The sequence below is a fragment of the Pseudomonas corni genome (assembly GCF_057128765.1).
In genome coordinates, this window is the sequence record NZ_JBSKHW010000013.1 from 59527 (window position 1) to 81780 (window position 22254).

The 22254-nt window shown below is 56.5% G+C and carries 18 protein-coding genes; 16 read left to right on the plus strand and 2 right to left on the minus strand.

From position 1 onward, the window contains the following. Positions 1-36: 36 nt before the first annotated feature. Positions 37-2736, minus strand: a complete 2700-nt coding sequence (locus ACWKV9_RS19585; protein WP_483837792.1) for a [protein-PII] uridylyltransferase — start codon at positions 2734-2736, stop codon at positions 37-39. A gap of 54 nt (positions 2737-2790) precedes the next feature. After that, complete coding sequence (map, locus tag ACWKV9_RS19590; protein ID WP_483837793.1) at positions 2791-3573, minus strand: type I methionyl aminopeptidase; 783 nt, start codon at positions 3571-3573, stop codon at positions 2791-2793. Between the two features lie 339 nt (positions 3574-3912). Here map and rpsB point away from each other — a divergent pair, with 339 nt between their 5' ends. From rpsB to dnaE, 16 genes are all read left to right on the plus strand, one after another. Continuing rightward, a complete protein-coding gene (rpsB, locus tag ACWKV9_RS19595; protein WP_483837794.1) occupies positions 3913-4653 on the plus strand; it encodes a 30S ribosomal protein S2 in 741 nt (246 codons plus the stop codon). A 190-nt stretch (positions 4654-4843) separates the two neighbouring features. Beyond that, positions 4844-5713: a translation elongation factor Ts gene (gene tsf, locus ACWKV9_RS19600; RefSeq protein WP_483837795.1), complete on the plus strand. Its 870-nt coding sequence runs from the start codon at positions 4844-4846 to the stop codon at positions 5711-5713. 192 nt (positions 5714-5905) lie between these two features. Further along, positions 5906-6649 (plus strand): UMP kinase, encoded by a 744-nt coding sequence (pyrH, locus tag ACWKV9_RS19605; RefSeq protein WP_483837796.1) that lies wholly within the window; start codon positions 5906-5908, stop codon positions 6647-6649. After that, a complete protein-coding gene (frr, locus tag ACWKV9_RS19610) occupies positions 6646-7203 on the plus strand; it encodes a ribosome recycling factor (RefSeq protein ID WP_483837797.1) in 558 nt (185 codons plus the stop codon). Before pyrH ends, frr begins: the two co-directional genes overlap by 4 nt. Before the next feature lie 16 nt (positions 7204-7219). Further along, positions 7220-7975, plus strand: coding sequence for a polyprenyl diphosphate synthase (gene uppS / locus ACWKV9_RS19615; protein WP_483837798.1), 756 nt, complete (start codon positions 7220-7222; stop codon positions 7973-7975). Continuing rightward, on the plus strand, positions 7975-8790 hold the full coding sequence (locus ACWKV9_RS19620; protein WP_483837799.1) for a phosphatidate cytidylyltransferase: 816 nt from the start codon (positions 7975-7977) through the stop codon (positions 8788-8790). Before uppS ends, ACWKV9_RS19620 begins: the two co-directional genes overlap by 1 nt. Further along, complete coding sequence (gene ispC, locus ACWKV9_RS19625; RefSeq protein WP_483837800.1) at positions 8787-9977, plus strand: 1-deoxy-D-xylulose-5-phosphate reductoisomerase; 1191 nt, start codon at positions 8787-8789, stop codon at positions 9975-9977. Before ACWKV9_RS19620 ends, ispC begins: the two co-directional genes overlap by 4 nt. Before the next feature lie 72 nt (positions 9978-10049). Further along, entirely contained in the window at positions 10050-11402 is a 1353-nt protein-coding gene (gene rseP, locus ACWKV9_RS19630) for a sigma E protease regulator RseP (protein ID WP_483837801.1), read from the plus strand. Positions 11403-11477: 75 nt separating this feature from the next. After that, positions 11478-13868 carry an outer membrane protein assembly factor BamA gene (gene bamA, locus ACWKV9_RS19635; RefSeq protein WP_483837802.1) on the plus strand — a complete coding sequence of 797 codons (2391 nt, stop codon included), beginning with the start codon at positions 11478-11480 and terminating at the stop codon, positions 13866-13868. A gap of 45 nt (positions 13869-13913) precedes the next feature. Next, entirely contained in the window at positions 13914-14417 is a 504-nt protein-coding gene (locus ACWKV9_RS19640; RefSeq protein WP_331189061.1) for an OmpH/Skp family outer membrane protein, read from the plus strand. A gap of 4 nt (positions 14418-14421) precedes the next feature. Then, positions 14422-15477: a UDP-3-O-(3-hydroxymyristoyl)glucosamine N-acyltransferase gene (gene lpxD, locus ACWKV9_RS19645; protein ID WP_483837803.1), complete on the plus strand. Its 1056-nt coding sequence runs from the start codon at positions 14422-14424 to the stop codon at positions 15475-15477. Positions 15478-15589: 112 nt separating this feature from the next. Continuing rightward, the gene (gene fabZ, locus ACWKV9_RS19650; RefSeq protein WP_483837804.1) at positions 15590-16030 is read left to right on the plus strand and encodes a 3-hydroxyacyl-ACP dehydratase FabZ; all 441 of its coding nucleotides are present in this window, start codon (positions 15590-15592) and stop codon (positions 16028-16030) included. Continuing rightward, on the plus strand, positions 16027-16803 hold the full coding sequence (lpxA, locus tag ACWKV9_RS19655; protein WP_483837805.1) for an acyl-ACP--UDP-N-acetylglucosamine O-acyltransferase: 777 nt from the start codon (positions 16027-16029) through the stop codon (positions 16801-16803). The genes fabZ and lpxA overlap by 4 nt, the downstream gene beginning before the upstream one ends. A 2-nt stretch (positions 16804-16805) precedes the next feature. Next, on the plus strand, positions 16806-17942 hold the full coding sequence (lpxB, locus tag ACWKV9_RS19660) for a lipid-A-disaccharide synthase (RefSeq protein ID WP_483837806.1): 1137 nt from the start codon (positions 16806-16808) through the stop codon (positions 17940-17942). An 11-nt stretch (positions 17943-17953) separates the two neighbouring features. After that, positions 17954-18595: a ribonuclease HII gene (gene rnhB / locus ACWKV9_RS19665; protein ID WP_483837807.1), complete on the plus strand. Its 642-nt coding sequence runs from the start codon at positions 17954-17956 to the stop codon at positions 18593-18595. A gap of 71 nt (positions 18596-18666) precedes the next feature. Continuing rightward, the gene (dnaE, locus tag ACWKV9_RS19670) at positions 18667-22188 is read left to right on the plus strand and encodes a DNA polymerase III subunit alpha (RefSeq protein WP_483837808.1); all 3522 of its coding nucleotides are present in this window, start codon (positions 18667-18669) and stop codon (positions 22186-22188) included. Positions 22189-22254: the final 66 nt, after the last annotated feature.

Below are 22254 nucleotides of genomic sequence, written 5' to 3' on the forward strand. Positions count from 1 at the left end.
AAACGCGGGCGCCGTTAAATCAAATGTTCTGGCCAATCAGATGCTGATGCGACCCTCGACGGCGGGCTCTTGCGTGACGCTTAGCTGTTCAACGATGGCTGCCTGTAAGCGCATACACAATTGAGGGTCGGAAAGCGGCTGATTGTTTTCATCAGTTATGAAGAAAACGTCCTCCACTCGCTCGCCCAAGGTGGCGATCTTCGCGTTCTGCAGCGACAGGTCGAACTCCAGAAAAATCTTGCCGATACGCGCGAGCAATCCCGGCCGGTCTGGAGCGCTCAGTTCCAATAACGTCACAGGCCGCTGGGCATCGTTGGAAATCGTGACCTGAGGCGGGAAGGCAAAATGTTTGAGCTGGCGCGGTACACGGCGTTTGATAATCGTCGGGTAATCGTCCGGATTACGAAGCGCTTCAGTCAAACCTTCACGAATGTCCTTGATGCGCTGCGGATTGTCACCGATCGAGCCGCCTTCACTGTCCAGGACGATGTAGGTGTCGAGGGTGAACTGGCTACTCGATGTGATGACGCGGGCGTCATGGATGTTCAGGTTGAGCTGATCCATGGCGGCCACGGTCACCGCAAAGAAATCATGTTGGTCCGGCGCATAAATGAATATCTGCGTGCCGCCCTCAAATTCGCGCTGGGTGGTTTCCTTGATCAACACCAAAGGCCCGCCGTCGGCAGGTTGCTGCAGAATGGCATCGCTGTGCCAGGCCACGTCGCCTGCGGTATGACGCAGAAAATAGTCGTCCCCCAACTGCGACCACAGCTGCTCGACGTCGTCCGGATCAGTGCCGTTGCGCACCAATATGTCCAGCGCAGCGGTTTGCGTGCGGCGAATCTGCTCTTCGCGGTCCACCGGGTTTTCCAGACCGCGTCGCAAGGCGCGTTTGGTTTCGGTGTACAACTGGCGCAACAGGCTGGCGCGCCATGAATTCCACAGTGTCGGATTGGTCGCATTGATGTCGGCCACGGTCAGCACGTACAGATAGTCCAGATGCACTTCGTCACCGACGAACTGGGCGAAATCGTGGATCACCTGCGGATCAGACAAATCCTTGCGTTGGGCGGTGGTCGACATCTGTAGGTGGTTCTGTACCAGCCACACGATCAGATGGGTGTCCCAATTGGGCAACTGATGGCGAATCCCGAACGCTTCGGCGTCAAGTGCGCCCAGCTCTGAGTGATCGCCGCCACGGCCTTTGCCGATGTCGTGGTACAGGCCCGCCAGGTAGATCAGCTCGGGTTTGGGCAATTTGCCCATGATCTTGCTGGCGAGCGGGAATTTTTCCGACACCTGCGTGTACTGCAACTTACGCAGGTGCTTGATCAGATTAAGTGTGTGGGCATCGACGGTGTAGATGTGGAACAGGTCGTGCTGCATTTGCCCGACGATATGGCCGAACTCCGGCAGATAAAGCCCCAGAATGCCGTAACGATTCATCCGCCGCAGATTGCGATGGATGCCGATCTCGCATTTGAACAACTCGATGAACAGGCTGGTATTGCGAATATCGTTGCGGAAGTCGTCGTTGATCAGATGCCGGTGCTCGCGCAGCAGACGAATGGTATCTGCGCGCACGCCCTTGATTTCCGGGCGTTGAGCCATCAGCACGAAAATCTCGAGCATCGCAAACGGCGTGCGCTTGAAGACGTTCGCGTGCGTGGCTTCGATGTAGCCGTCGTGAAGCTGGAAGCGCGAGTTGATCGACTCGGTGAGCTCGTTTTGATCGTCCGAAAGAATCACTTCCTCGAAGTGCTGGATGATCAGATCGCTCAGTTGCGCGATGCTCATCACCACGCGGTAGTACTTCTGCATGAAACGTTCGATCGCCAGTTTCGCATCGCTGTCCTGATAACCCAGCAATCGTGCGATGGTGCTTTGGTGGTCGAACAGCAGCCGATCCTCGGAGCGCCCCGCGAGCATGTGCAAGGCGTAGCGCACTTTCCAGAGAAACTCCTGGGACGAGGCCAGCAGGTTGTTTTCACTCTCCAGCAGGAAGCCTTCGCCTGCCAGCGCGTGGAGATTCAACGTCCCGTATTGGCGACGGGCAACCCACAAAATGGTCTGGATGTCGCGTAGTCCGCCAGGAGAACCTTTTACATTGGGCTCCAGGTTGTATTCGGTGTCGTTGTACTTGTGATGGCGATTCTTCTGTTCGGCGCGTTTGGCCAGGAAGAATTCCTTGCTCGGCCACATCTGGCTCGGGCTTGTGACTTCCAACATGCGCTGGCGCAGTCGCTCCGGCCCGGCAATGGTGCGGCTTTCCATCAGGTTAGTGATCACCGTCAGATCGGCGCGCGCCTCAACGGCGCACTCATCGACCGAGCGCACACTTTGCCCCACTTCCAGGCCGATGTCCCAAAGCAGCGTGAGAAATCGCTCGATGGGCTCGCGGAAAACTTCGTGGTCGGCGCTGTCCAGCAGAATCAGCAAATCGATGTCGGAATAGGGGTGCAGTTCGCCACGCCCATAGCCGCCGACTGCCAGCAGCGCAATGTCGGCGTCTTCACTCCAGTTGAACTGATCCCATGCCTTTTGCAGGATGTTGTCGACAAACCAGGCGCGGTCCTCAATCAGTCTGCGGATGTCGCGGCCTGATTTGAAACGTGCGTCCAGCACTTCATGCGCCTGACGGATGGCTTTCTTGAACGCAGCTATAGGGCTCGCCTTCAGCGCCAGTTCGGCCTGAAACTGACCGCGATCGAACAAATCTGGATCCACCTGCGGCATCGAACTGCTTTCCTTCTATCTATATCGGGCCGAATGTCAAAGTCGGCGCAACCATCAGGCCGAGGTGCGGGCAATGGTGTCGTCGCTGCGAAGGGTGAAGATTTCGTAGCCGTCGGCAGTGACAAGAATCGTGTGTTCCCATTGCGCCGATAGCTTGCGGTCCTTGGTGATCGCTGTCCAGCCATCGCCAAGCAGGCGAGTTTCAGCTTTGCCCTGGTTGATCATGGGCTCGATGGTGAAGGTCATGCCTTCTTTGAGCTCAATACCATCGCCGGCTTTGCCGTAGTGCAGGATCTGTGGTTCTTCGTGGAACACTTTGCCGATGCCATGGCCGCAGTATTCGCGAACTACCGAAAACCCGCTTTTCTCGGCGTGCTTCTGGATCACTTCGCCGATATCACCCAGGTGTGCGCCGGGTTTGACGACCTCGATGCCTTTGTACAGGCACTCCTGCGTAATGCGCGAAAGGCGTTCTGCCCACTCAGGGACCTTGCCGACGTGGAACATTTTGCTGGTGTCACCGTGGTAGCCATCTTTGATGACGGTGACATCGATGTTGAGCACGTCGCCTTCCTTCAAAGGTTTCTCATTGGGAATGCCATGGCACACTACGTGATTGATCGAAGTACAGATCGACTTGGGGAAGCCTTTGTAGTTGAGCGGGGCAGGGATGGCCTTTTGCTCGTTGACGATGTAGTCGTGGCAGATGCGGTCAAGCTCATCAGTGGTGACACCGGGCTTGACGTACGCACCGATCATTTCCAGTACGTCGGCGGCCAGACGGCCGGCAATGCGCATCTTTTCGATGTCTTCAGGGGTTTTGATGGTAACGGTCATACAAGGCTCTCTGGTCGCGGCGCAGCCGCAGCTAAATACGGAAAAACGCGATTCTATCAGACCACTGGAAGGGCGGTTATCATCGTGGCTTACACTCAGAGTGCAGGCAGGGTACCGATGCCTTTGCGATCACAGCAAAAACACCCGAAGAAACAGGCGCTTATTTCGTGTTTCGTTATCGAGTCTTTTGTGATATAAAATGCGCCGCTTTCCGGGGTCCGTCCCTGCGAGCTTAAACCCACACACGTGTCGACACGATGACCTGGGTGCCCTCGGCTTTAGCCGCTGGTTGGTCATTGGGATACGTGGAGGCCTAACCCGACTTATCAAGGAACTATCATGTCCCAAGTCAATATGCGCGATATGCTGAAGGCCGGTGTGCACTTCGGTCACCAAACCCGTTACTGGAACCCGAAAATGGGTAAATACATTTTCGGCGCGCGTAACAAGATTCACATCATCAACCTTGAAAAAACCCTGCCTATGTTCAACGAAGCTTTGACTTTCGTTGAGCGCCTGGCGCAGGGCAAAAACAAGATTCTGTTCGTCGGCACCAAGCGTTCCGCTGGCAAGATCGTTGCTGAAGAAGCGGCACGTTGCAACTCGCCGTACGTCGATCACCGCTGGTTGGGCGGCATGCTCACCAACTTCAAAACCATCCGTGCTTCCATCAAGCGTCTGCGCGACCTTGAAGTTCAGGCCGAAGACGGTACTTTCGCCAAGCTGACCAAGAAAGAGGCGCTGATGCGCACTCGCGATCTGGAAAAGCTGGATCGTAGCCTGGGTGGTATCAAGGACATGGGCGGTCTGCCAGACGCACTGTTCGTTATCGACGTTGATCACGAGCGCATCGCGATCACCGAAGCCAACAAGCTGGGCATCCCGGTTATCGGCGTAGTCGATACCAACAGCAGCCCGGAAGGCGTTGACTACATCATCCCAGGCAACGATGACGCAATCCGCGCTATCCAGCTGTACATGGGTTCGATGGCTGATGCTGTAATCCGTGGTCGTAACAATGTTGCTGGCGGCACCGACGTATTCGTCGAAGAAGCTCCAGCTGCAGTCGTTGAAGGCTGAGTAGTTAACGCCTAGCGTTTACTCAGTACGCAAAAAGGGGGCTTAGCCCCCTTTTTGCCACCTCGAAAACCCTTCTGGCGTTGTCATCGATCAAATGGTCATGTGCAGATGTCAGCATGGATTTTCAAGAATTTGAACGCCCGCTTTAGCGGGTGGAATGGTTGAAGACCTATCCAAAGAGGATTTTGAAATGGCAGAGATTACTGCAGCGTTGGTCAAAGAACTGCGCGAGCGTACCGGCGAAGGCATGATGGATTGCAAGAAAGCCTTGACCAAGGCTGGCGGCGACATCGAAAAAGCCATTGATGACATGCGTGCTTCGGGCGCTATCAAGGCAGCCAAGAAAGCAGGCAACGTTGCTGCTGAAGGTGCTATCGCCGTTAAAGTCAGCGAAGATGGCAAGCGCGCTACCATCATCGAAGTCAACTCGCAGACTGACTTCCTGGCTCTGCAAGACGATTTCAAGAATTTCGTCAACAACAGCCTGGAAAAAGCATTCGCTGATAAGCTGACTGATGCCGCTCCGTTGATCGAAGCGCAAGAAGTCGAGCGTACTGCACTGGTTGCCAAGGTTGGCGAAAACGTCAACATCCGTCGTCTGGCCAGCATCGAAGGTGATGTGGTCAACGCTTACCTGCACGGCAACAAGATCGGCGTAGTTGTCGTTCTGAAAGGCGGTGACGCTGAGCTGGCAAAAGACATCGCGATGCACGTTGCTGCAAGCAACCCTGAGTTCCTGCTGCCGTCGGAAGTTTCGGCTGAAGCGATCGAGCGCGAAAAGGGCGTCTTCCTGCAGTTGAACGAAGACAAGATCAAGGGCAAGCCAGCCGAAATCGTTGAAAAAATGGTTGGCGGTCGTATCACCAAATTCCTGGCTGAAGCCAGCCTTGTTGAGCAGGCGTTCGTTAAGAACCCTGAAGTCAAGGTCGGTGAACTGGCCAAGAAAGCCGGCGCTGAAATCGTTTCCTTCACTTACTACAAAGTGGGCGAAGGCATCGAAAAGCCAGTCGACAACTTCGCTGAAGAAGTCGCTGCTCAAGTAGCTGCCAGCAAGAAGTAAGACGGTTGTCCAACTGTCGCCCCGAAGAGGCTGCCCGCTTACGCGCGCAGCCTCTTTTTCAAAGCGGCAAGGGGAATTTGTTTTTCAGGGAGTGGTCCACAAGGCTGCTTTTACCTGACGTTGTAGCCTAGAGTAAGCGCAGGAACGGGCTCGCAACCTGATTTTTTTATAACGCCGCAGGAGAGATTCGCAATGGCTCAGCAGGGCAGTGGTTATCAAGCTCGCTATAAACGCATTCTACTCAAGCTTAGCGGCGAGGCCCTGATGGGGTCTGAAGAATTCGGTATTGATCCCAAGGTGCTGGATCGCATGGCGCTTGAAGTCGGCCAACTGGTCGGTATCGGTGTCCAGGTAGGTCTGGTCATCGGTGGGGGCAACTTGTTTCGTGGCGCGGCGCTGAGTGCTGCGGGCATGGATCGGGTGACAGGCGATCACATGGGCATGCTGGCCACAGTAATGAATGCTTTGGCGATGCGCGATGCGTTGGAGCGCGCCAACATCTCGGCCATCGTCATGTCGGCCATTTCCATGGTGGGCGTGACTGATCACTATGATCGTCGTAAGGCTATGCGTCATCTGAACGCCAAAGAAGTCGTGATTTTCGCAGCTGGTACGGGCAACCCGTTCTTCACCACTGATTCGGCCGCTTGCCTGCGAGCGATCGAAATTGACGCCGATGTGGTGCTCAAGGCGACCAAGGTCGATGGCGTGTACACTGCGGACCCATTCAAAGACCCACACGCCGAGAAGTTCGATCATCTGACCTACGATGAAGTTCTGGATCGCAAATTGGGTGTTATGGATCTGACAGCTATCTGTCTGTGTCGCGACCACAAGATGCCGCTGCGTGTATTTAATATGAACAAGCCCGGCGCCCTGCTGAATATCGTGCATGGCGGCGCTGAAGGCACCCTGATCGAGGAAGGCAAACAATGATCAATGAAATCAAGAAAGACGCTCAAGAGCGGATGCAAAAATCCCTTGAGTCCCTGGCCCATGCGTTTGGACAGATCCGCACCGGCAAGGCGCATCCAAGCATTCTGGGCAGCGTGATGGTTCCTTACTACGGCTCGGACACTCCATTGAGCGGCGTCGCCAACGTGACCGTCAAGGATTCCCGGACCCTGCAGGTCGTGGCGTTTGAGCGCAACATGCTCGCAGCAGTCGACAAGGCTATCCAGAGCGCTGGCCTCAACCTCAACCCTACCAACCTGGGTGAGTTGCTGTTGATCTCCATGCCAGCCCTGACTGAAGAAACCCGCAAGGGCTTCACTAAGCAGGCTCGCAGTGCAGCAGAGGACGCTCGCGTGGCCGTACGCAACATTCGCCGCGATGCCTTGGGTGAATTGAAAAAGCTGGTCAAGGACAAAGAAATCAGCGAAGACGAAGAGCGTCGTGGTGCAGCAGATATCCAAAAGCTGACTGATAAGGCTGAAGCGGATATCGATGCCGCAACCAAGACTAAAGAAGCAGACCTGATGGCCGTATAAGGGTCCGGAAGCTTTCATGGAAAAGACTAAGCTGGCTGAGCCGTCGTCGGTGCCGCGTCATGTCGCGATCATCATGGATGGGAACAATCGTTGGGCGAAAAAGCGCTTGCTGCCGGGTGTCGCCGGTCATAAAGCAGGCGTGGACGCCGTTCGTGCAGTGATCGAAGTGTGCGCGGAGGCCAAGGTCGAGGTGCTGACGCTGTTCGCCTTTTCCAGTGAAAACTGGCAGCGTCCTGCCGAGGAGGTTGGGGCGTTGATGGAACTGTTCTTCACCGCTTTGCGTCGAGAGACCAAGCGGCTGAATGACAACGGCATCAGCTTGCGTATCATCGGCGATCGCTCTCGTTTCCACCCCGAGCTGCAAGCAGCCATTCGCGAGGCGGAAGCGCGCACGGCAGGTAATGATCGGTTTGTCCTGCAAATTGCTGCCAATTATGGCGGACAGTGGGACATTGCCCAGGCGGCGCAACGCTTGTCACGTGAAGTTCAGGCAGGACATCTGCGGCCCGAGGACATAACCCCCGAACTGCTGCAGACCTGCCTGTCGACAGGTGATTTGCCATTGCCTGACTTGTGCATTCGTACCGGCGGCGAGCACCGGATCAGTAACTTCCTGTTATGGCAGCTGGCATATTCCGAGCTGTACTTCTCCGACCTGTTCTGGCCGGACTTCAAACACGAAGCCATGCGCAAAGCGCTGGCCGATTTTGCTTTGCGCCAACGCCGCTTCGGGAAAACCAGCGAGCAGGTAGAAGCCGGAGCCCGAGCTTAATGCTGAAACAACGAATCATCACTGCGCTGATTTTGCTACCGATCGCCCTGTGCGGCTTCTTCCTGCTCAAAGGCGGCAGTTTTGCACTGTTCATCGGTGTGGTCGTTACGCTTGGGGCCTGGGAGTGGGCGCGTCTGGCCGGGTTCGAGGCTCAATCATCGCGGGTGCTCTACTCGGTCGTTGTCGCGGTTTTGCTGTTCCTCCTTTATTTGCTTCCGGGACTGGCGCCTTGGGTGTTGGTGGCGGCACTTATCTGGTGGCTGGTTGCGACCTGGATGGTGCTGACGTATCCAGAGTCCAGCGAGCACTGGTCCAGCTCTATCTGCAAGCTGGTCATTGGGCTTTTGATTTTATTGCCAGCGTGGCAAGGCTTGATCTTGATCAAGCAGTGGCCGTTAGGTAACTGGCTGATTCTGTCGGTCATGGTGCTGGTCTGGGGGGCGGACATCGGTGCCTATTTCTCGGGCAAAGCATTCGGCAAGCGCAAGCTGGCACCCAAAGTCAGCCCTGGCAAAAGTTGGGAAGGGCTGTACGGCGGGCTGGTCGCCAGTTTGCTGATTACCGCCGTGGTCGGGATTTACCGCGACTGGTCCATTTCGCAATTCTTCTTCTCATTGATCGGCGCGGCCATCGTTGTGCTGATTTCGGTGGTTGGCGATTTAACGGAAAGCATGTTCAAGCGCAAATCCGGGGTGAAAGACAGCAGTAATCTGCTGCCCGGGCATGGCGGCGTGCTTGATCGTATCGACAGCCTCACGGCTGCAATACCGATTTTCGCTCTGCTGCTATGGGCTGCCAATTGGGGCGTAATGTGAGCCAGCTCCAGCAGATCACCGTTCTGGGTGCTACAGGGTCGGTGGGCTTGAGCACGCTGGATGTCATTGCAAGACATCCGGAGCGCTACCAGGTCTTCGCCTTGACCGGTTTTAGTCGTCTGGCCGAATTGCTCGCGTTGAGTGTGCGCCACAAACCGCAATTTGCGGTCGTACCGACGGCAGAGGCCGCGCGGACATTGCAGATCGATCTGCAGGCCGCTGGTCTGGACACGCGCGTGTTGGTCGGGGAGGGCGGTCTTTGTGAGGTGTCTGCTCATCCCGAGGTCGATACCGTTTTGGCCGCAATCGTCGGCGCCGCGGGTTTGCGTCCGACCCTGGCTGCCGTCGAGGCCGGGAAAAAAGTCCTCCTTGCCAACAAGGAAGCGCTGGTCATGTCTGGAGCCTTGTTCATGCAGGCGGTCAGGCGCAGCGGCGCAGTATTGTTGCCTATCGACAGTGAACACAACGCGATCTTTCAATGCCTGCCGGGTCACTACACCAATGGTCTCGATGCGGTAGGGGTGCGTCGCATATTGCTGACAGCCTCGGGCGGTCCGTTTCGCGAAACACCGCTGGCTGAGTTGAAAGATGTGTCACCGGAACAAGCGTGCGCGCACCCTAACTGGTCAATGGGCCGCAAGATCTCGGTCGATTCTGCCAGCATGATGAACAAGGGTCTTGAGCTGATCGAGGCCTGCTGGTTATTCGATGCCAAGCCTGCACAGATCGAAGTGGTGATTCATCCGCAGAGCGTCATTCATTCAATGGTTGACTACATAGACGGCTCGGTGCTGGCTCAGTTGGGCAATCCTGATATGCGCACCCCCATAGCCCATGCACTGGCATGGCCTGAGCGTATCGATTCAGGGGTGGCGTCACTGGATCTGTTCTCAATTGCGCGTCTGGACTTTCATGCTCCTGACGAGCTGCGCTTCCCATGCCTGCGGCTGGCGCGTCAAGCTGCGGAAACGGGCGACAGTGCGCCCGCCATGCTTAATGCGGTGAACGAGGTGGCTGTTGCTGCGTTTCTGGACCGGCGTATTCGCTATCCGGAAATCGCGAGTATGATCGACGAGGTTTTGAACAAGGAGGCTGTGGTCTCCGTATCCGAACTTGATGCTGTGTTCGCCGTGGATGCCAAAGCCCGCGAGCTGGCCGGGCAGTGGCTTCGCCGAAATGGGCGCTAATCTGGATATGTCATTCTTTATAGGTCAGTTGGCTTGCGCATGCGTGGATAAGCCTTTGCCAGGAGAACAGCAATGAGCGCGCTATATATGATTGTTGGCACCTTGGTTGCGCTGGGTGTGCTGGTGACCTTTCACGAATTTGGTCACTTCTGGGTCGCCCGGCGCTGTGGCGTCAAAGTGCTGCGGTTTTCAGTCGGCTTCGGTATGCCGCTGTTGCGCTGGCATGATCGTAAAGGCACCGAGTTTGTCGTTGCCGCGATTCCGTTGGGTGGTTACGTCAAAATGCTTGATGAGCGGGAGGGCGAAGTTCCCCCTGAACTCGCTGATCAATCGTTCAATCGCAAGACCGTCTACCAGCGTATCGCCATCGTAATTGCCGGTCCGGTCGCTAACTTTTTACTGGCAATTGTATTTTTCTGGATACTCGCAATGCTGGGCAGCCAGCAGGTGCGGCCTGTTATCGGTGCCGTGGAAGTGGGCAGTATTGCCGATAAGGCAGGCCTGAGCGCTGGGCAGGAAATTGTTTCCGTAGACGGTGAGCCGACTTCCGGATGGGCTGCAGTTAATTTGCAGCTGGTCAGGCGTCTGGGCGAGAGCGGCACTATCGCATTGAAGGTGCTCGACAAGGATTCCACTGCGCAGTCCCCTCATGAGTTGGTTCTGAGTGATTGGCTCAAGGGCGCCGATGAGCCCGATCCGATCCGCTCGCTGGGTATCCGTCCGTGGCGTCCAGCGTTGCCACCAGTTTTGGCTGAGCTCGATGCCAAAGGTCCCGCTCAGGCTGCCGGTCTGCAAACAGGAGATCGCTTGCTGGCGATGGACGGTCAGCCGCTTGCGGAGTGGCAGCAAGTGGTCGATTGGGTTCGTGTCCGCCCTGAAACCAAAGTTTCGTTGCGCGTTGAGCGTGATGGTGCGCAAATCGACGTCCCTGTCACTCTCGCCGCACATGGCGAAGGTAAGGCTGCTACCGGTTATCTGGGTGCGGGCGTCAAAGGTGTCGATTGGCCATCGGAAATGCTTCGGGAGGTCAGTTACGGGCCTGTAGCCGCCATTGCAGAAGGTGCGCAGCGTACTTGGACCATGAGCGTGCTGGCGCTCGATTCGCTCAGGAAAATGTTGTTCGGCGAGCTGTCCGTAAAAAACTTGAGCGGACCGATAACCATTGCTAAAGTGGCGGGCGCTTCGGCCCAGTCGGGTGTAGGTGACTTCTTGAATTTCCTTGCTTATCTGAGCATAAGCCTGGGAGTTCTCAATTTGCTGCCCATTCCAGTATTGGACGGGGGGCACTTGCTGTTCTATCTGATCGAGTGGGCGCGTGGTCGTCCCTTGTCAGAAAAAATACAGGGCTGGGGGGTTCAGATCGGTATCAGTCTGGTGGTCGGAGTGATGTTACTCGCACTGGTCAATGATCTGGGACGACTGTAAAAGCTACACCGAATTGTGAATCTGCCGCATTTTGCGGCAGTTTGTTTATTGCCAGTTGGAATAAGAAAGGACTTCATGAAACGTCTGCTGCTAACTGCGGTTCTTGCCGTACTGATGATCGCCGAAGTTCACGCTGAGTCCTTCACTATCTCCGATATCCGTGTCAATGGCCTGCAGCGGGTGTCCGCTGGCAGTGTCTTTGGTGCGCTGCCGCTGAACGTGGGTGAGCAGGCGGATGATTCGCGTCTTGTTGACGCGACTCGTGCGTTGTTCAAGACCGGATTCTTCCAGGACATTCAGTTGGGTCGCGACGGCAACGTCCTGGTCATCACTGTCGTCGAGCGTCCTTCCGTCTCGAGTATCGAAATCGACGGTAACAAGGCAATCACCACTGAGGACCTGATGAAGGGCCTCAAGCAGTCAGGCCTGGCGGAAGGCGAAATCTTCCAGCGTGCCACCCTTGAAGGCGTGCGTAACGAACTCCAGCGTCAATATGTGGCTCAGGGTCGCTATTCCGCCGAGGTTGCCACTGAGGTTGTTCCTCAACCGCGCAACCGTGTTGGTCTCAAGATCAACATCAATGAAGGCGCTGTCGCAGCCATTCAGCACATCAACGTGGTGGGCAACAATGTCTTCGCTGACGACGATCTCATCGATCTGTTCGAGCTCAAGACCACCAACTGGCTATCCTTCTTCAAGAACGACGACAAATACGCTCGCGAAAAACTCTCGGGCGACCTTGAGCGTCTGCGTTCGTACTACCTCGATCGCGGCTATATCAATATGGATATCGCCTCGACTCAGGTCTCGATCACGCCGGACAAGAAAAGCGTTTTCATCACCGTCAACATCAATGAAGGTGAGAAATACAGCGTTAAATCGGTCAAGTTGAGCGGTGACCTCAAGGTTCCTGAAGATCAGGTGAAATCGCTGCTGCTGGTCAAGCCGGGCCAGGTCTTCTCCCGCAAGGTCATGACCACCACGTCCGAGCTGATCACCCGTCGTCTGGGTAACGAGGGTTACACCTTCGCCAACGTCAACGGTGTGCCGACCGCTCACGACGAAGACCACACTGTCGATATCACCTTTGTCGTCGATCCAGGCAAGCGTGCGTACGTCAACCGCATCAACTTCCGTGGCAACACCAAGACTGCGGACGAAGTGCTGCGTCGTGAGATGCGCCAGATGGAAGGCGGTTGGGCTTCCACTTACCTGATTGACCAGTCCAAGACTCGTCTCGATCGCCTTGGCTTCTTCAAGGAAGTGAACGTTGAAACTCCACCGGTGCCGGGCACCGATGACCAGGTTGACGTTAACTATGCCGTTGAAGAGCAGGCATCCGGTTCGATCACTGCCAGCGTTGGTTTTGCGCAGAGCGCTGGTCTGATCCTTGGCGGCTCGATCAGCCAGAACAACTTCCTCGGTACGGGTAACAAGGTCAGCATCGGTCTGACCCGCAGCGAATACCAGACCCGCTACAACTTTAGCTACGTCGATCCGTACTTCACGCCGGACGGTGTGAGCCTGGGTTACAGCGCGTTCTACCGTAAGACCAACTACGACGACCTCGACGTCGACGTGGCGAGCTACTCGGTGAACAGTCTGGGTGCCGGTATCAACATGGGCTACCCGATCAACGAAACATCGCGTCTGAACTTCGGCCTGTCCGTACAGAACGATGAGCTGAGCACCGGTCGCTACACTGTCGATGAAATCTTCGACTTCATCGACAAAGAAGGCGACAGTTTCACCAACTTCAAGGGTTCGATTGGCTGGTCCGAGTCGACCCTGAACAAGGGCACCTTGCCTACCCGTGGTTCGTCCCAGAGCCTGACGCTTGAAACTACCCTGCCGGGCAGTGACCTGTCGTTCTACAAAATTGACTACCGCGGTCAGTTGTTCCACCCGATCACCAATAACTACACCCTGCGTCTGCACTCGGAGCTGGGTTATGGTGACGGCTACGGTTCGACCTCCGGTCTGCCGTTCTACGAGAACTACTACGCAGGTGGCTTCAACTCGGTGCGTGGTTTCAAGGACAGCACATTGGGTCCACGCAGTACGCCTAGTAAGGGTTTTGGAAACCCTGGTGGTAAACCGGGAACGATTCAGGACCCGGACCAAGATCCACTGCCGTTCGGTGGCAACGTTTTGATCTCCGGTGGTGCTGAAATCCTGTTCCCGCTGCCGTTCATCAAGGATCAGCGCTCGCTGCGCACCTCGCTGTTCTGGGATGTGGGTAACGTTTTCAACACCAATTGCGGTGCTACTAAAACCACACTTGATCAGGAAAAAGTCGAGTGCAACGGTCCTGACCTGTCCGGTCTGGCCAGCTCCGTGGGTGTCGGCGTGACCTGGATCACCGCTCTCGGCCCGTTGAGCTTCGCTCTGGCGATGCCGATCAAGAAGCCGGACGACAGCACCGAAACCCAGATCTTCCAATTTTCTCTCGGTCAGACCTTCTAATCGTCTGCCCTTCGATAACGACAACGGATTCTGTAGGAGTACATCGTGCGTAAGTTGACCCAATTGGCATTGCTGGCAACGGTTTTGATTGCCACTCCCGTATTTGCCGACATGAAAATCGCTGTTCTGAACTATCAGATGGCACTGCTGGAATCTGACGCAGCCAAGAAATACGCTGTAGACGCAGAGAAGAAATTCGGCCCGCAACTGGCCAAGCTCAAAACCCTGGAAAGCAGCGCCAAAGGTATTCAGGACCGTCTGGTCGCTGGCGGCGACAAGATGGCCCAGCCAGAGCGCGAGCGTCTTGAGCTTGAATTCAAACAAAAGGCCCGTGATTTCCAGTTCCAGTCCAAAGAGTTGAACGAAGCCAAAGCTGTTGCTGACCGTGAAATGCTCAAGCAACTCAAGCCTAAGCTGGACCAGGCTGTAGAAGAAGTGATCAAGAAAGGTGCCTTTGACCTGGTATTCGAGCGCGGTGCTGTGATTGACGTCAAACCTCAGTACGACGTTACTCGCCAAGTCATCGAGCGCATGAATCAGCTGAAGTAACTTCATGACCGCGACTATCAAACTCGGCGAGTTGGCCGAGTTCCTCGGCGCCACACTACGTGGCCCTGCGGACAAAGAAATATCCGGGCTGGCCACGTTGCATGAGGCGGGTCCCGGTCAGGTCAGTTTTCTGGCCAATCCGCAATATCGTAAATTCCTCGCCACGACCCACGCCTCTGCGGTGCTGCTAAAGCCCGCGGATGCCGAAGGTTTTGCCGGGGATGCGTTGCTTATAGATGACCCGTACCTGGCCTACGCACGAATTTCCCACCTGTTCGATCCGAAACCCAAGTCAACTGCGGGCATTCACCCGAGCGCTATCGTTGCTGATGATGCTCAGGTTGACGCAACTGCCAGCGTGGGTGCTTTTGCGGTCATCGAAAGCGGTGCGCAGATCGCGGCGGGTGTCACGATCGGCGCGCACTGCTTTATCGGGGCGCGCAGTACCATCGGGGAGGGTGGCTGGCTTGCCCCCCGCGTCACGCTCTATCACGATGTGCGGATCGGGCAACGCGTCGTTATACAGTCAGGTGCGGTCCTTGGCGGCGAAGGTTTTGGTTTCGCTAACGAGAAAGGCGTCTGGAACAAGATTGCGCAGATCGGTGGCGTGAGCATTGGCGACGATGTCGAGATCGGTGTGAACACCGCTATCGACCGCGGCGCAATGGATGACACGCGTATCGGAAACGGAGTCAAACTGGACAATCAGATCCAGATCGCGCACAACGTCCAGGTGGGGGATCACACCGCCATGGCCGCCTGTGTGGGGATCTCCGGCAGTTCAAAAATTGGCAAGCATTGCATGCTTGCAGGCGGGGTTGGACTGGTCGGGCACATCGAGATTTGCGATGGGGTTTTCATCACCGGGATGACCATGGTCACCCGGTCGATTACCGAGCCTGGCGCTTATTCATCGGGTACTGCAATGCAGCCTGCCGCTGAATGGCGCAAAAGCGCAGCGCGTATGCGTCACCTCGATGACATGGCCCGACGCCTGCAACAGCTGGAAAAGATTGTCGAGGCAGTGACCTCAGGCGGTAAAGCTTCATCTGATGGCTGATACCTTTTTCTTATCAAGTGTGCACAGCCGATAAACTGCCTCCTTGATTTGCTAGAGGAGTGCTGCGCAACCGTCGCGCACTCCCAATCTTTACTACAGGCTTCCTCTCGAAATGATGGACATCAACGAAATTCGCGAATATCTGCCCCACCGTTACCCGTTCCTGTTGGTGGATCGGGTGGTGGAGCTGGATGTTGAGACTAAAAGGATTCGAGCCTACAAAAACGTCAGCATCAATGAGCCGTTTTTCAACGGCCATTTCCCCCAGCATCCAATCATGCCGGGCGTGTTGATCATCGAAGCAATGGCGCAAGCTGCTGGCATCCTTGGCTTCAAGATGCTTGACGTGAAGCCTGCTGATGGCACTCTTTATTACTTCGTGGGCTCCGACAAGCTGCGCTTCCGCCAGCCAGTACTGCCAGGCGACCAATTGATTCTTGAAGCCAAGTTCCTCAGCTGCAAGCGTCAGATCTGGAAGTTTGAGTGCCAGGCTTCGGTAGACGGCAAGCCGGTATGCTCCGCAGAAATCATCTGTGCGGAACGTAAACTATGAGTTTGATTGACCCTCGCGCAATCATCGATCCGACAGCCATTGTGGCTGACAACGTTGAGGTCGGCCCTTGGTCGATCGTCGGAGCCGGTGTGGAAATTGGCGAGGGTACCGTGATTGGTCCACATGTGATCCTTCGCGGGCCTACCAAAATCGGTAAGCACAATCACATTTACCAGTTTTCATCAGTGGGTGAAGACACGCCTGACCTGAAATACAAGGGTGAAGAAACTCGCCTGGTCATCGGCGACCATAACGTGATTCGCGAAGGCGTGACGATTCATCGGGGCACGATTCAGGACCGCTCTGAAACCACTCTCGGTGATCACAATCTGGTCATGGCCTATGCCCACATCGGTCACGACAGTGTTATCGGTAATCACTGCATCCTGGTGAACAACACCGCGCTGGCTGGCCACGTCCACGTCGATGACTGGGCGATCCTTTCAGGTTTCACGCTGGTTCATCAGTATTGCCGCATCGGTGCCCACAGCTTTTCCGGCATGGGCACTGCAATCGGCAAAGACGTGCCTGCGTTCGTCACAGTGTTCGGCAACCCCGCCGAAGCGCGCAGCATGAACTTCGAGGGCATGCGTCGTCGCGGCTTCTCCGAAGACTCCATCCACGCCTTGCGTAGCGCCTACAAGGTTGTCTATCGCAAAGGGCTGACAGTGGATCAAGCCATCGCCGATCTGGCCGAGCCAGCCGCGCAATTCCCTGAAGTCGCGTTGTTCCTTGAGTCCATCCAGACTTCGACTCGCGGCATTACCCGCTAATCATGGCTGCCCTGCGTATCGCGCTGGTTGCCGGCGAAGCGTCCGGCGACATCCTGGGCTCGGGACTGATGCGTGCTATCAAGGCTCGGCATCCGGATGCAGAGTTCATCGGCGTCGGTGGTCCGCTTATGGAAGCCGAGGGGATGACGACCTATTTCCCCATGGAGCGGCTGTCGGTCATGGGGCTGGTAGAAGTCCTTGGTCGCCTGAAGGAGTTGCTGGCCCGCCGCAAAGAGCTGATTCAAACGCTCATTGCCGAAAAGCCCGACGTCTTCATCGGAATCGATGCGCCAGATTTCACCCTTAATATCGAACTCAAGCTACGTCAGGCCGGCATTAAAACCGTGCATTACGTCAGCCCGTCGGTATGGGCGTGGCGGCAGAAACGCGTACTGAAGATTCGCGAAGGCTGTGATCTGATGCTGACACTGCTGCCTTTCGAAGCGCGCTTTTACGAAGAGCAGGGCGTGCCGGTGCGTTTTGTCGGTCATCCGCTGGCCGATACCATTCCTCTGGAAGCGGACCGAGATGCTGCGCGCGCCCAGCTGAAACTTGGCAGCGGCCCGATAGTGGCGTTGATGCCTGGCAGCCGTGGCGGCGAAGTCGGGCGTCTTGGCGCTTTGTTCTTTGACGCAGCCGAGCGAATGCTCGCGGCCCGTCCCGGGATGCGCTTCGTGCTGCCCTGTGCCAGCCCTCAGCGCCGGGCGCAGATCGAGCATCTGCTTCAAGGTCGCGACTTACCACTGACTTTACTCGACGGTCAGTCTCATCTCGCGTTGGCGGCCTGTGACGCGGTGTTGATCGCCTCCGGCACCGCTACCCTTGAAGCGCTGCTGTACAAACGACCGATGGTGGTTGCCTATCGCTTGGCGCCGCTGACCTTCTGGATACTCAAGCGTATGGTGAAAAGCCCGTACGTATCCCTGCCAAATCTGTTGGCCCAGCGCATGCTGGTCCCGGAACTGTTGCAGGATGCGGCGACCGCCGATGCCCTGGCCCAGACGCTGCTCCCGTTGCTGGACAACGGCGTAGCACAGACGGCCGGTTTCGACGACATTCACCGGACCTTGCGTCGCGATGCATCCAATCAGGCCGCCGATGCGGTATTGAGCCTGATCGGCGCTTCGCCTTCACAATGAGCACGTGTTAAATGCAAATGGGTCTGAACTTCAATCTGGTCGAAGAGCTTGTCGCTGGCGTCGATGAGGTGGGCCGTGGCCCGCTGTGTGGCGCTGTTGTAACGGCAGCTGTGATTCTCGACCCCAAGCGCCCCATTCTTGGGCTCAATGACTCAAAAAAGCTGACGCAAGCCAGGCGCGAAAAGCTGTTCGACGAGATCTGCGAAAAGGCCTTGTGCTGGCACATTGCGCGGGCCGAAGTCGAAGAAATCGACGAGCTCAACATCCTTCACGCCACGATGCTGGCGATGAAGCGTGCTGTCGAAGGCTTGCTCATTACACCGAAGCTTGCGCTGATTGATGGAAATCGTTGCCCGCAACTGTCTGTGCCCAGTGCGCCGGTGATTCAGGGTGACGCGCAGGTTCCGGCCATCGCGGCGGCGTCGATTCTGGCCAAGGTGAGCCGCGACCGCGAAATGGCCGCCATGGAGCTGATTTATCCGGGCTACGGGATCGGCGGGCACAAAGGCTATCCAACGCCCGTGCATCTGGAAGCCTTGGCTCGACTGGGCCCGACGCCTATTCATCGCCGTTCATTCGCACCGGTACGTGCTGCTCACGAAGCGCGCGACATGATGATCGCCACATCGTTTACGCCGCTGCCATTCGTGTGAGCGCGTGCTGATGTTTTCATACGAGGCCGGTACAATCCGGCCTTCGTTTTCTGTGCTTGATAGGATCACCCATGCCGGCTTCTTTCGTTCATCTACGCCTGCACACCGAATATTCCCTGGTTGATGGTCTGGTCCGGGTCAAGCCGCTGGTCAAGGCCTTGGCCGGTATGAATATGCCTGCGGTGGCGGTGACCGATCAGAACAACATGTGTTCGCTGGTCAAGTTCTACAAGGCGGCGATGGGCGCAGGCATCAAACCCATCTGCGGCGCGGATTTGTGGCTGGCCGGGCGAGATAAGGATGCGGCGCTGAGCCGTATCAGCTTGCTGGTGATGAACCCCAAAGGCTATCGCAACCTGACCGAACTGATTTCCCGAGGCTTCATTAGTGGCCAGCGCAACGGTCTGGTGATCATTGAGCGTGAATGGATCGCCGAAGCCAATGAGGGTTTGATTGCTCTGTCCGCCGCCAAAGAAGGCGAGATCGGCATGGCGTTGCTCGGTGGCAATCCGGGCGAGGCCGATCAGTTGCTAAAAGAGTGGATGGGCGTTTTCCAGGACCGTTTTTACATCGAGGTTCAGCGCACCAGCCGAATCAATGACGAAGAACATCTGCATGCCGCTGTCGCCCTTGCTGAGCGCCACGGTGCGCCGCTGGTGGCCACCAATGATGTGCGCTTCATCAAACAGGAAGATTTCGAAGCCCACGAAACCCGTGTTTGCATCGGCGAAGGCCGCGCCCTTGACGACCCTCGTCGTTCGCATAACTACAGCGATCAGCAATACCTGAAAAGCGCCGCCGAAATGGCCGAGCTGTTCAGTGATTTGCCGGACGCGCTGGAAAACACCGTCGAGATCGCCAAGCGCTGCAACATCGATGTGAAGCTGGGCACGGCTTTCCTGCCCAACTTTCCGATTCCTGATGGCATGACCATCGATGAGTATTTCCGTAAGGTTTCCTTTGACGGTCTTGAAGAGCGCCTCGCCGTGCTTTGGCCCAAAGAGACCACTCCAAACTACGACGAAAAGCGTCAGGTGTACGTTGATCGGCTGAATTTCGAGCTGGATATCATCATCCAGATGGGCTTCCCCGGTTATTTCCTGATCGTGATGGACTTCATCCAGTGGGCAAAAAGCAACGGCGTGCCAGTGGGCCCTGGCCGTGGTTCGGGTGCCGGTTCGCTGGTGGCTTATGTGCAGAAGATCACCGACCTCGACCCCCTGCAATATGACCTGCTTTTCGAACGCTTCCTGAACCCGGAACGGGTCTCAATGCCTGACTTCGACGTCGACTTCTGCATGGACGGTCGTGATCGGGTCATTGATTACGTGGCTGAGAAGTACGGCCGCAACGCGGTGAGCCAGATCATCACCTTCGGGTCGATGGCGGCCAAGGCGGTGGTTCGTGACGTGGCGCGGGTGCAGGGCAAGTCATATGGATTGGCTGATCGCCTGTCGAAGATGATTCCGTTCGAAGTCGGCATGACCCTGGAAAAAGCCTACGAGCAGGAGGAAATCCTGCGTGACTTCCTCAAAGTTGACGAGGAAGCGGCAGAGATCTGGGAGATGGCGCGCAAGCTTGAGGGCGTCGTGCGTAACGTTGGCAAGCACGCCGGTGGTGTGGTCATCGCACCGACCAAGCTGACTGACTTCTCGGCCATTTATTGCGATGAAGAGGGCGGTGGTCTGGTTACCCAGTTCGACAAGGATGACGTCGAAGCCGCTGGCCTGGTGAAGTTCGACTTCCTCGGCCTGCGAACGCTGACCATCATCGACTGGGCGCTCAAGACCATCAATCGCGACCGTGCCAAGGTCAACGAACCGCCGTTGGACATCGCGTTCATTCCGCTGGACGACGCGCCGACCTACGAGCTGCTGCAAAAAGCCGAAACCACGGCCGTGTTCCAGCTTGAGTCGCGGGGCATGAAAGAGCTGATCAAAAAGCTCAAGCCCGACTGTCTGGAAGACTTGATCGCACTGGTAGCGTTGTTCCGTCCCGGCCCGCTGCAGTCGGGCATGGTTGACGACTTCATTAACCGTAAACACGGTCGCGCTGAACTGTCGTACCCGCACATCGATTATCAGTATGAAGGCCTCAAACCCGTGCTACTGCCGACCTACGGCATCATCCTGTATCAGGAACAGGTGATGCAGATCGCTCAGGTAATGGCGGGCTATACGCTCGGCGAGGCAGACATGCTGCGTCGTGCGATGGGTAAGAAAAAGCCCGAAGAAATGGCCAAGCAGCGTGGCGGTTTCATTGATGGCTGCAAGACCAATAACATCGAGCCGGACCTGGCCGGTAACATTTTCGATCTGGTGGAAAAATTCGCCGGTTACGGTTTCAACAAATCTCACTCGGCGGCCTATGGCCTGGTCTCTTACCAGACTGCCTGGCTGAAGAAGCACTATCCGGCGCCGTTCATGGCGGCGGTGTTGTCGGCGGACATGCACAACACCGACAAGGTCGTAACGCTGATCGAAGAAGTGCGCAACATGAAACTGCGCCTCGATCCGCCGGACGTGAACACTTCCGAGTTCAAGTTCACCGTGGACGACGACGGTCGCATTCTGTATGGCCTGGGCGCAATCAAAGGCGTGGGCGAGAGTCCGGTCGAAGCGATCACGGAAGCGCGCATGGACGGCCCGTTCACTGATCTGTTCGACTTCTGCGCCCGCGTGGATCTCAAGCGCGTCAACAAGCGCACCCTCGATGGCTTGATCCGTAGCGGTGCGCTGGATCGTCTCGGGCCGTACTTTTTCGACGAGCCAAAACCGTATCAGGCCAACATCGACCGCAACCGCGCGGTCTTGCTGGCTGCACTGGCTGAAGCGATCCAGGCCGCAGAACAAACAGCACGCAGCCATGACAGTGGTCATGCCGACCTGTTTGGTGGTTTGTTCGTTGAAGAAGATACCGACGTGTACGCCAACCATCGCGCAGCCAAGGAAGTCACGCTCAAGGAGCGACTGCGTGGCGAGAAAGAAACTCTGGGGCTGTACCTGACCGGTCACCCGATTGATGAGTATGAAGGCGAGATCCGGCGCTTTGCCCGCCAACGCATCGTTGATTTGAAGCCTGCTCGCGACACCCAGACCGTTGCTGGCCTGATCATCAACCTGCGAGTCATGAAGAACAAAAAGGGCGACAAGATGGGTTTCATCACCCTCGATGACCGCTCCGGACGTATTGAAGCATCGCTGTTTGCCGAAGCGTTCCATTCCGCTCAGTCGTTGTTGCAGACCGATGCGATGGTCGTGGTGGAAGGGGAGGTCAGTTCGGACGACTTCTCCGGTGGCCTGCGGTTACGCGCCAAGCGGGTGATGAGCCTGGAAGAAGCGCGTACTGGTTTGGCCGAAAGCCTGCGCCTGACCGTGCGCAGCGAGTCGCTCAAGGGCGATCGTCTACGCTGGCTGGGCGATCTGTGCAAAAAACATCGCGGCGCATGCCCGATCACACTCGACTACACCGGGCTGGATGCCAAGGCGTTGTTGCAGTTTGGCGAGTCGTGGCGAATTGATCCCGCAGACAGCTTGATTCAAGCGTTGCGTGACCAGTTCGGGCGAGAGAACGTCTTCCTGCAGTATCGTTGAACGCACAGGTACCGTTGCGAATGCTGGCCGCGAAGGTCGGGTTCAAACAGTGCCTGTTCTCAGCCC

Bases quoted from the DNA above. Each gene is read 5' to 3' on its own strand.
- dnaE (WP_483837808.1), top strand. From the start codon at position 18,667: ATGCCGGCTTCTTTCGTTCATCTACGCCTGCACACCGAATATTCCCTG.
- lpxD (WP_483837803.1), top strand. From the start codon at position 14,422: ATGACCGCGACTATCAAACTCGGCGAGTTGGCCGAGTTCCTCGGCGCC.
- uppS (WP_483837798.1), top strand. From the start codon at position 7,220: ATGGAAAAGACTAAGCTGGCTGAGCCGTCGTCGGTGCCGCGTCATGTC.
- ACWKV9_RS19585 (WP_483837792.1), bottom strand. From the start codon at position 2,736: ATGCCGCAGGTGGATCCAGATTTGTTCGATCGCGGTCAGTTTCAGGCC.
- rnhB (WP_483837807.1), top strand. From the start codon at position 17,954: ATGCAAATGGGTCTGAACTTCAATCTGGTCGAAGAGCTTGTCGCTGGC.
- bamA (WP_483837802.1), top strand. From the start codon at position 11,478: ATGAAACGTCTGCTGCTAACTGCGGTTCTTGCCGTACTGATGATCGCC.
- pyrH (WP_483837796.1), top strand. From the start codon at position 5,906: ATGGCTCAGCAGGGCAGTGGTTATCAAGCTCGCTATAAACGCATTCTA.
- rpsB (WP_483837794.1), top strand. From the start codon at position 3,913: ATGTCCCAAGTCAATATGCGCGATATGCTGAAGGCCGGTGTGCACTTC.
- fabZ (WP_483837804.1), top strand. From the start codon at position 15,590: ATGATGGACATCAACGAAATTCGCGAATATCTGCCCCACCGTTACCCG.
- frr (WP_483837797.1), top strand. From the start codon at position 6,646: ATGATCAATGAAATCAAGAAAGACGCTCAAGAGCGGATGCAAAAATCC.
- lpxB (WP_483837806.1), top strand. From the start codon at position 16,806: ATGGCTGCCCTGCGTATCGCGCTGGTTGCCGGCGAAGCGTCCGGCGAC.
- rseP (WP_483837801.1), top strand. From the start codon at position 10,050: ATGAGCGCGCTATATATGATTGTTGGCACCTTGGTTGCGCTGGGTGTG.
- tsf (WP_483837795.1), top strand. From the start codon at position 4,844: ATGGCAGAGATTACTGCAGCGTTGGTCAAAGAACTGCGCGAGCGTACC.
- map (WP_483837793.1), bottom strand. From the start codon at position 3,573: ATGACCGTTACCATCAAAACCCCTGAAGACATCGAAAAGATGCGCATT.
- ACWKV9_RS19620 (WP_483837799.1), top strand. From the start codon at position 7,975: ATGCTGAAACAACGAATCATCACTGCGCTGATTTTGCTACCGATCGCC.
- lpxA (WP_483837805.1), top strand. From the start codon at position 16,027: ATGAGTTTGATTGACCCTCGCGCAATCATCGATCCGACAGCCATTGTG.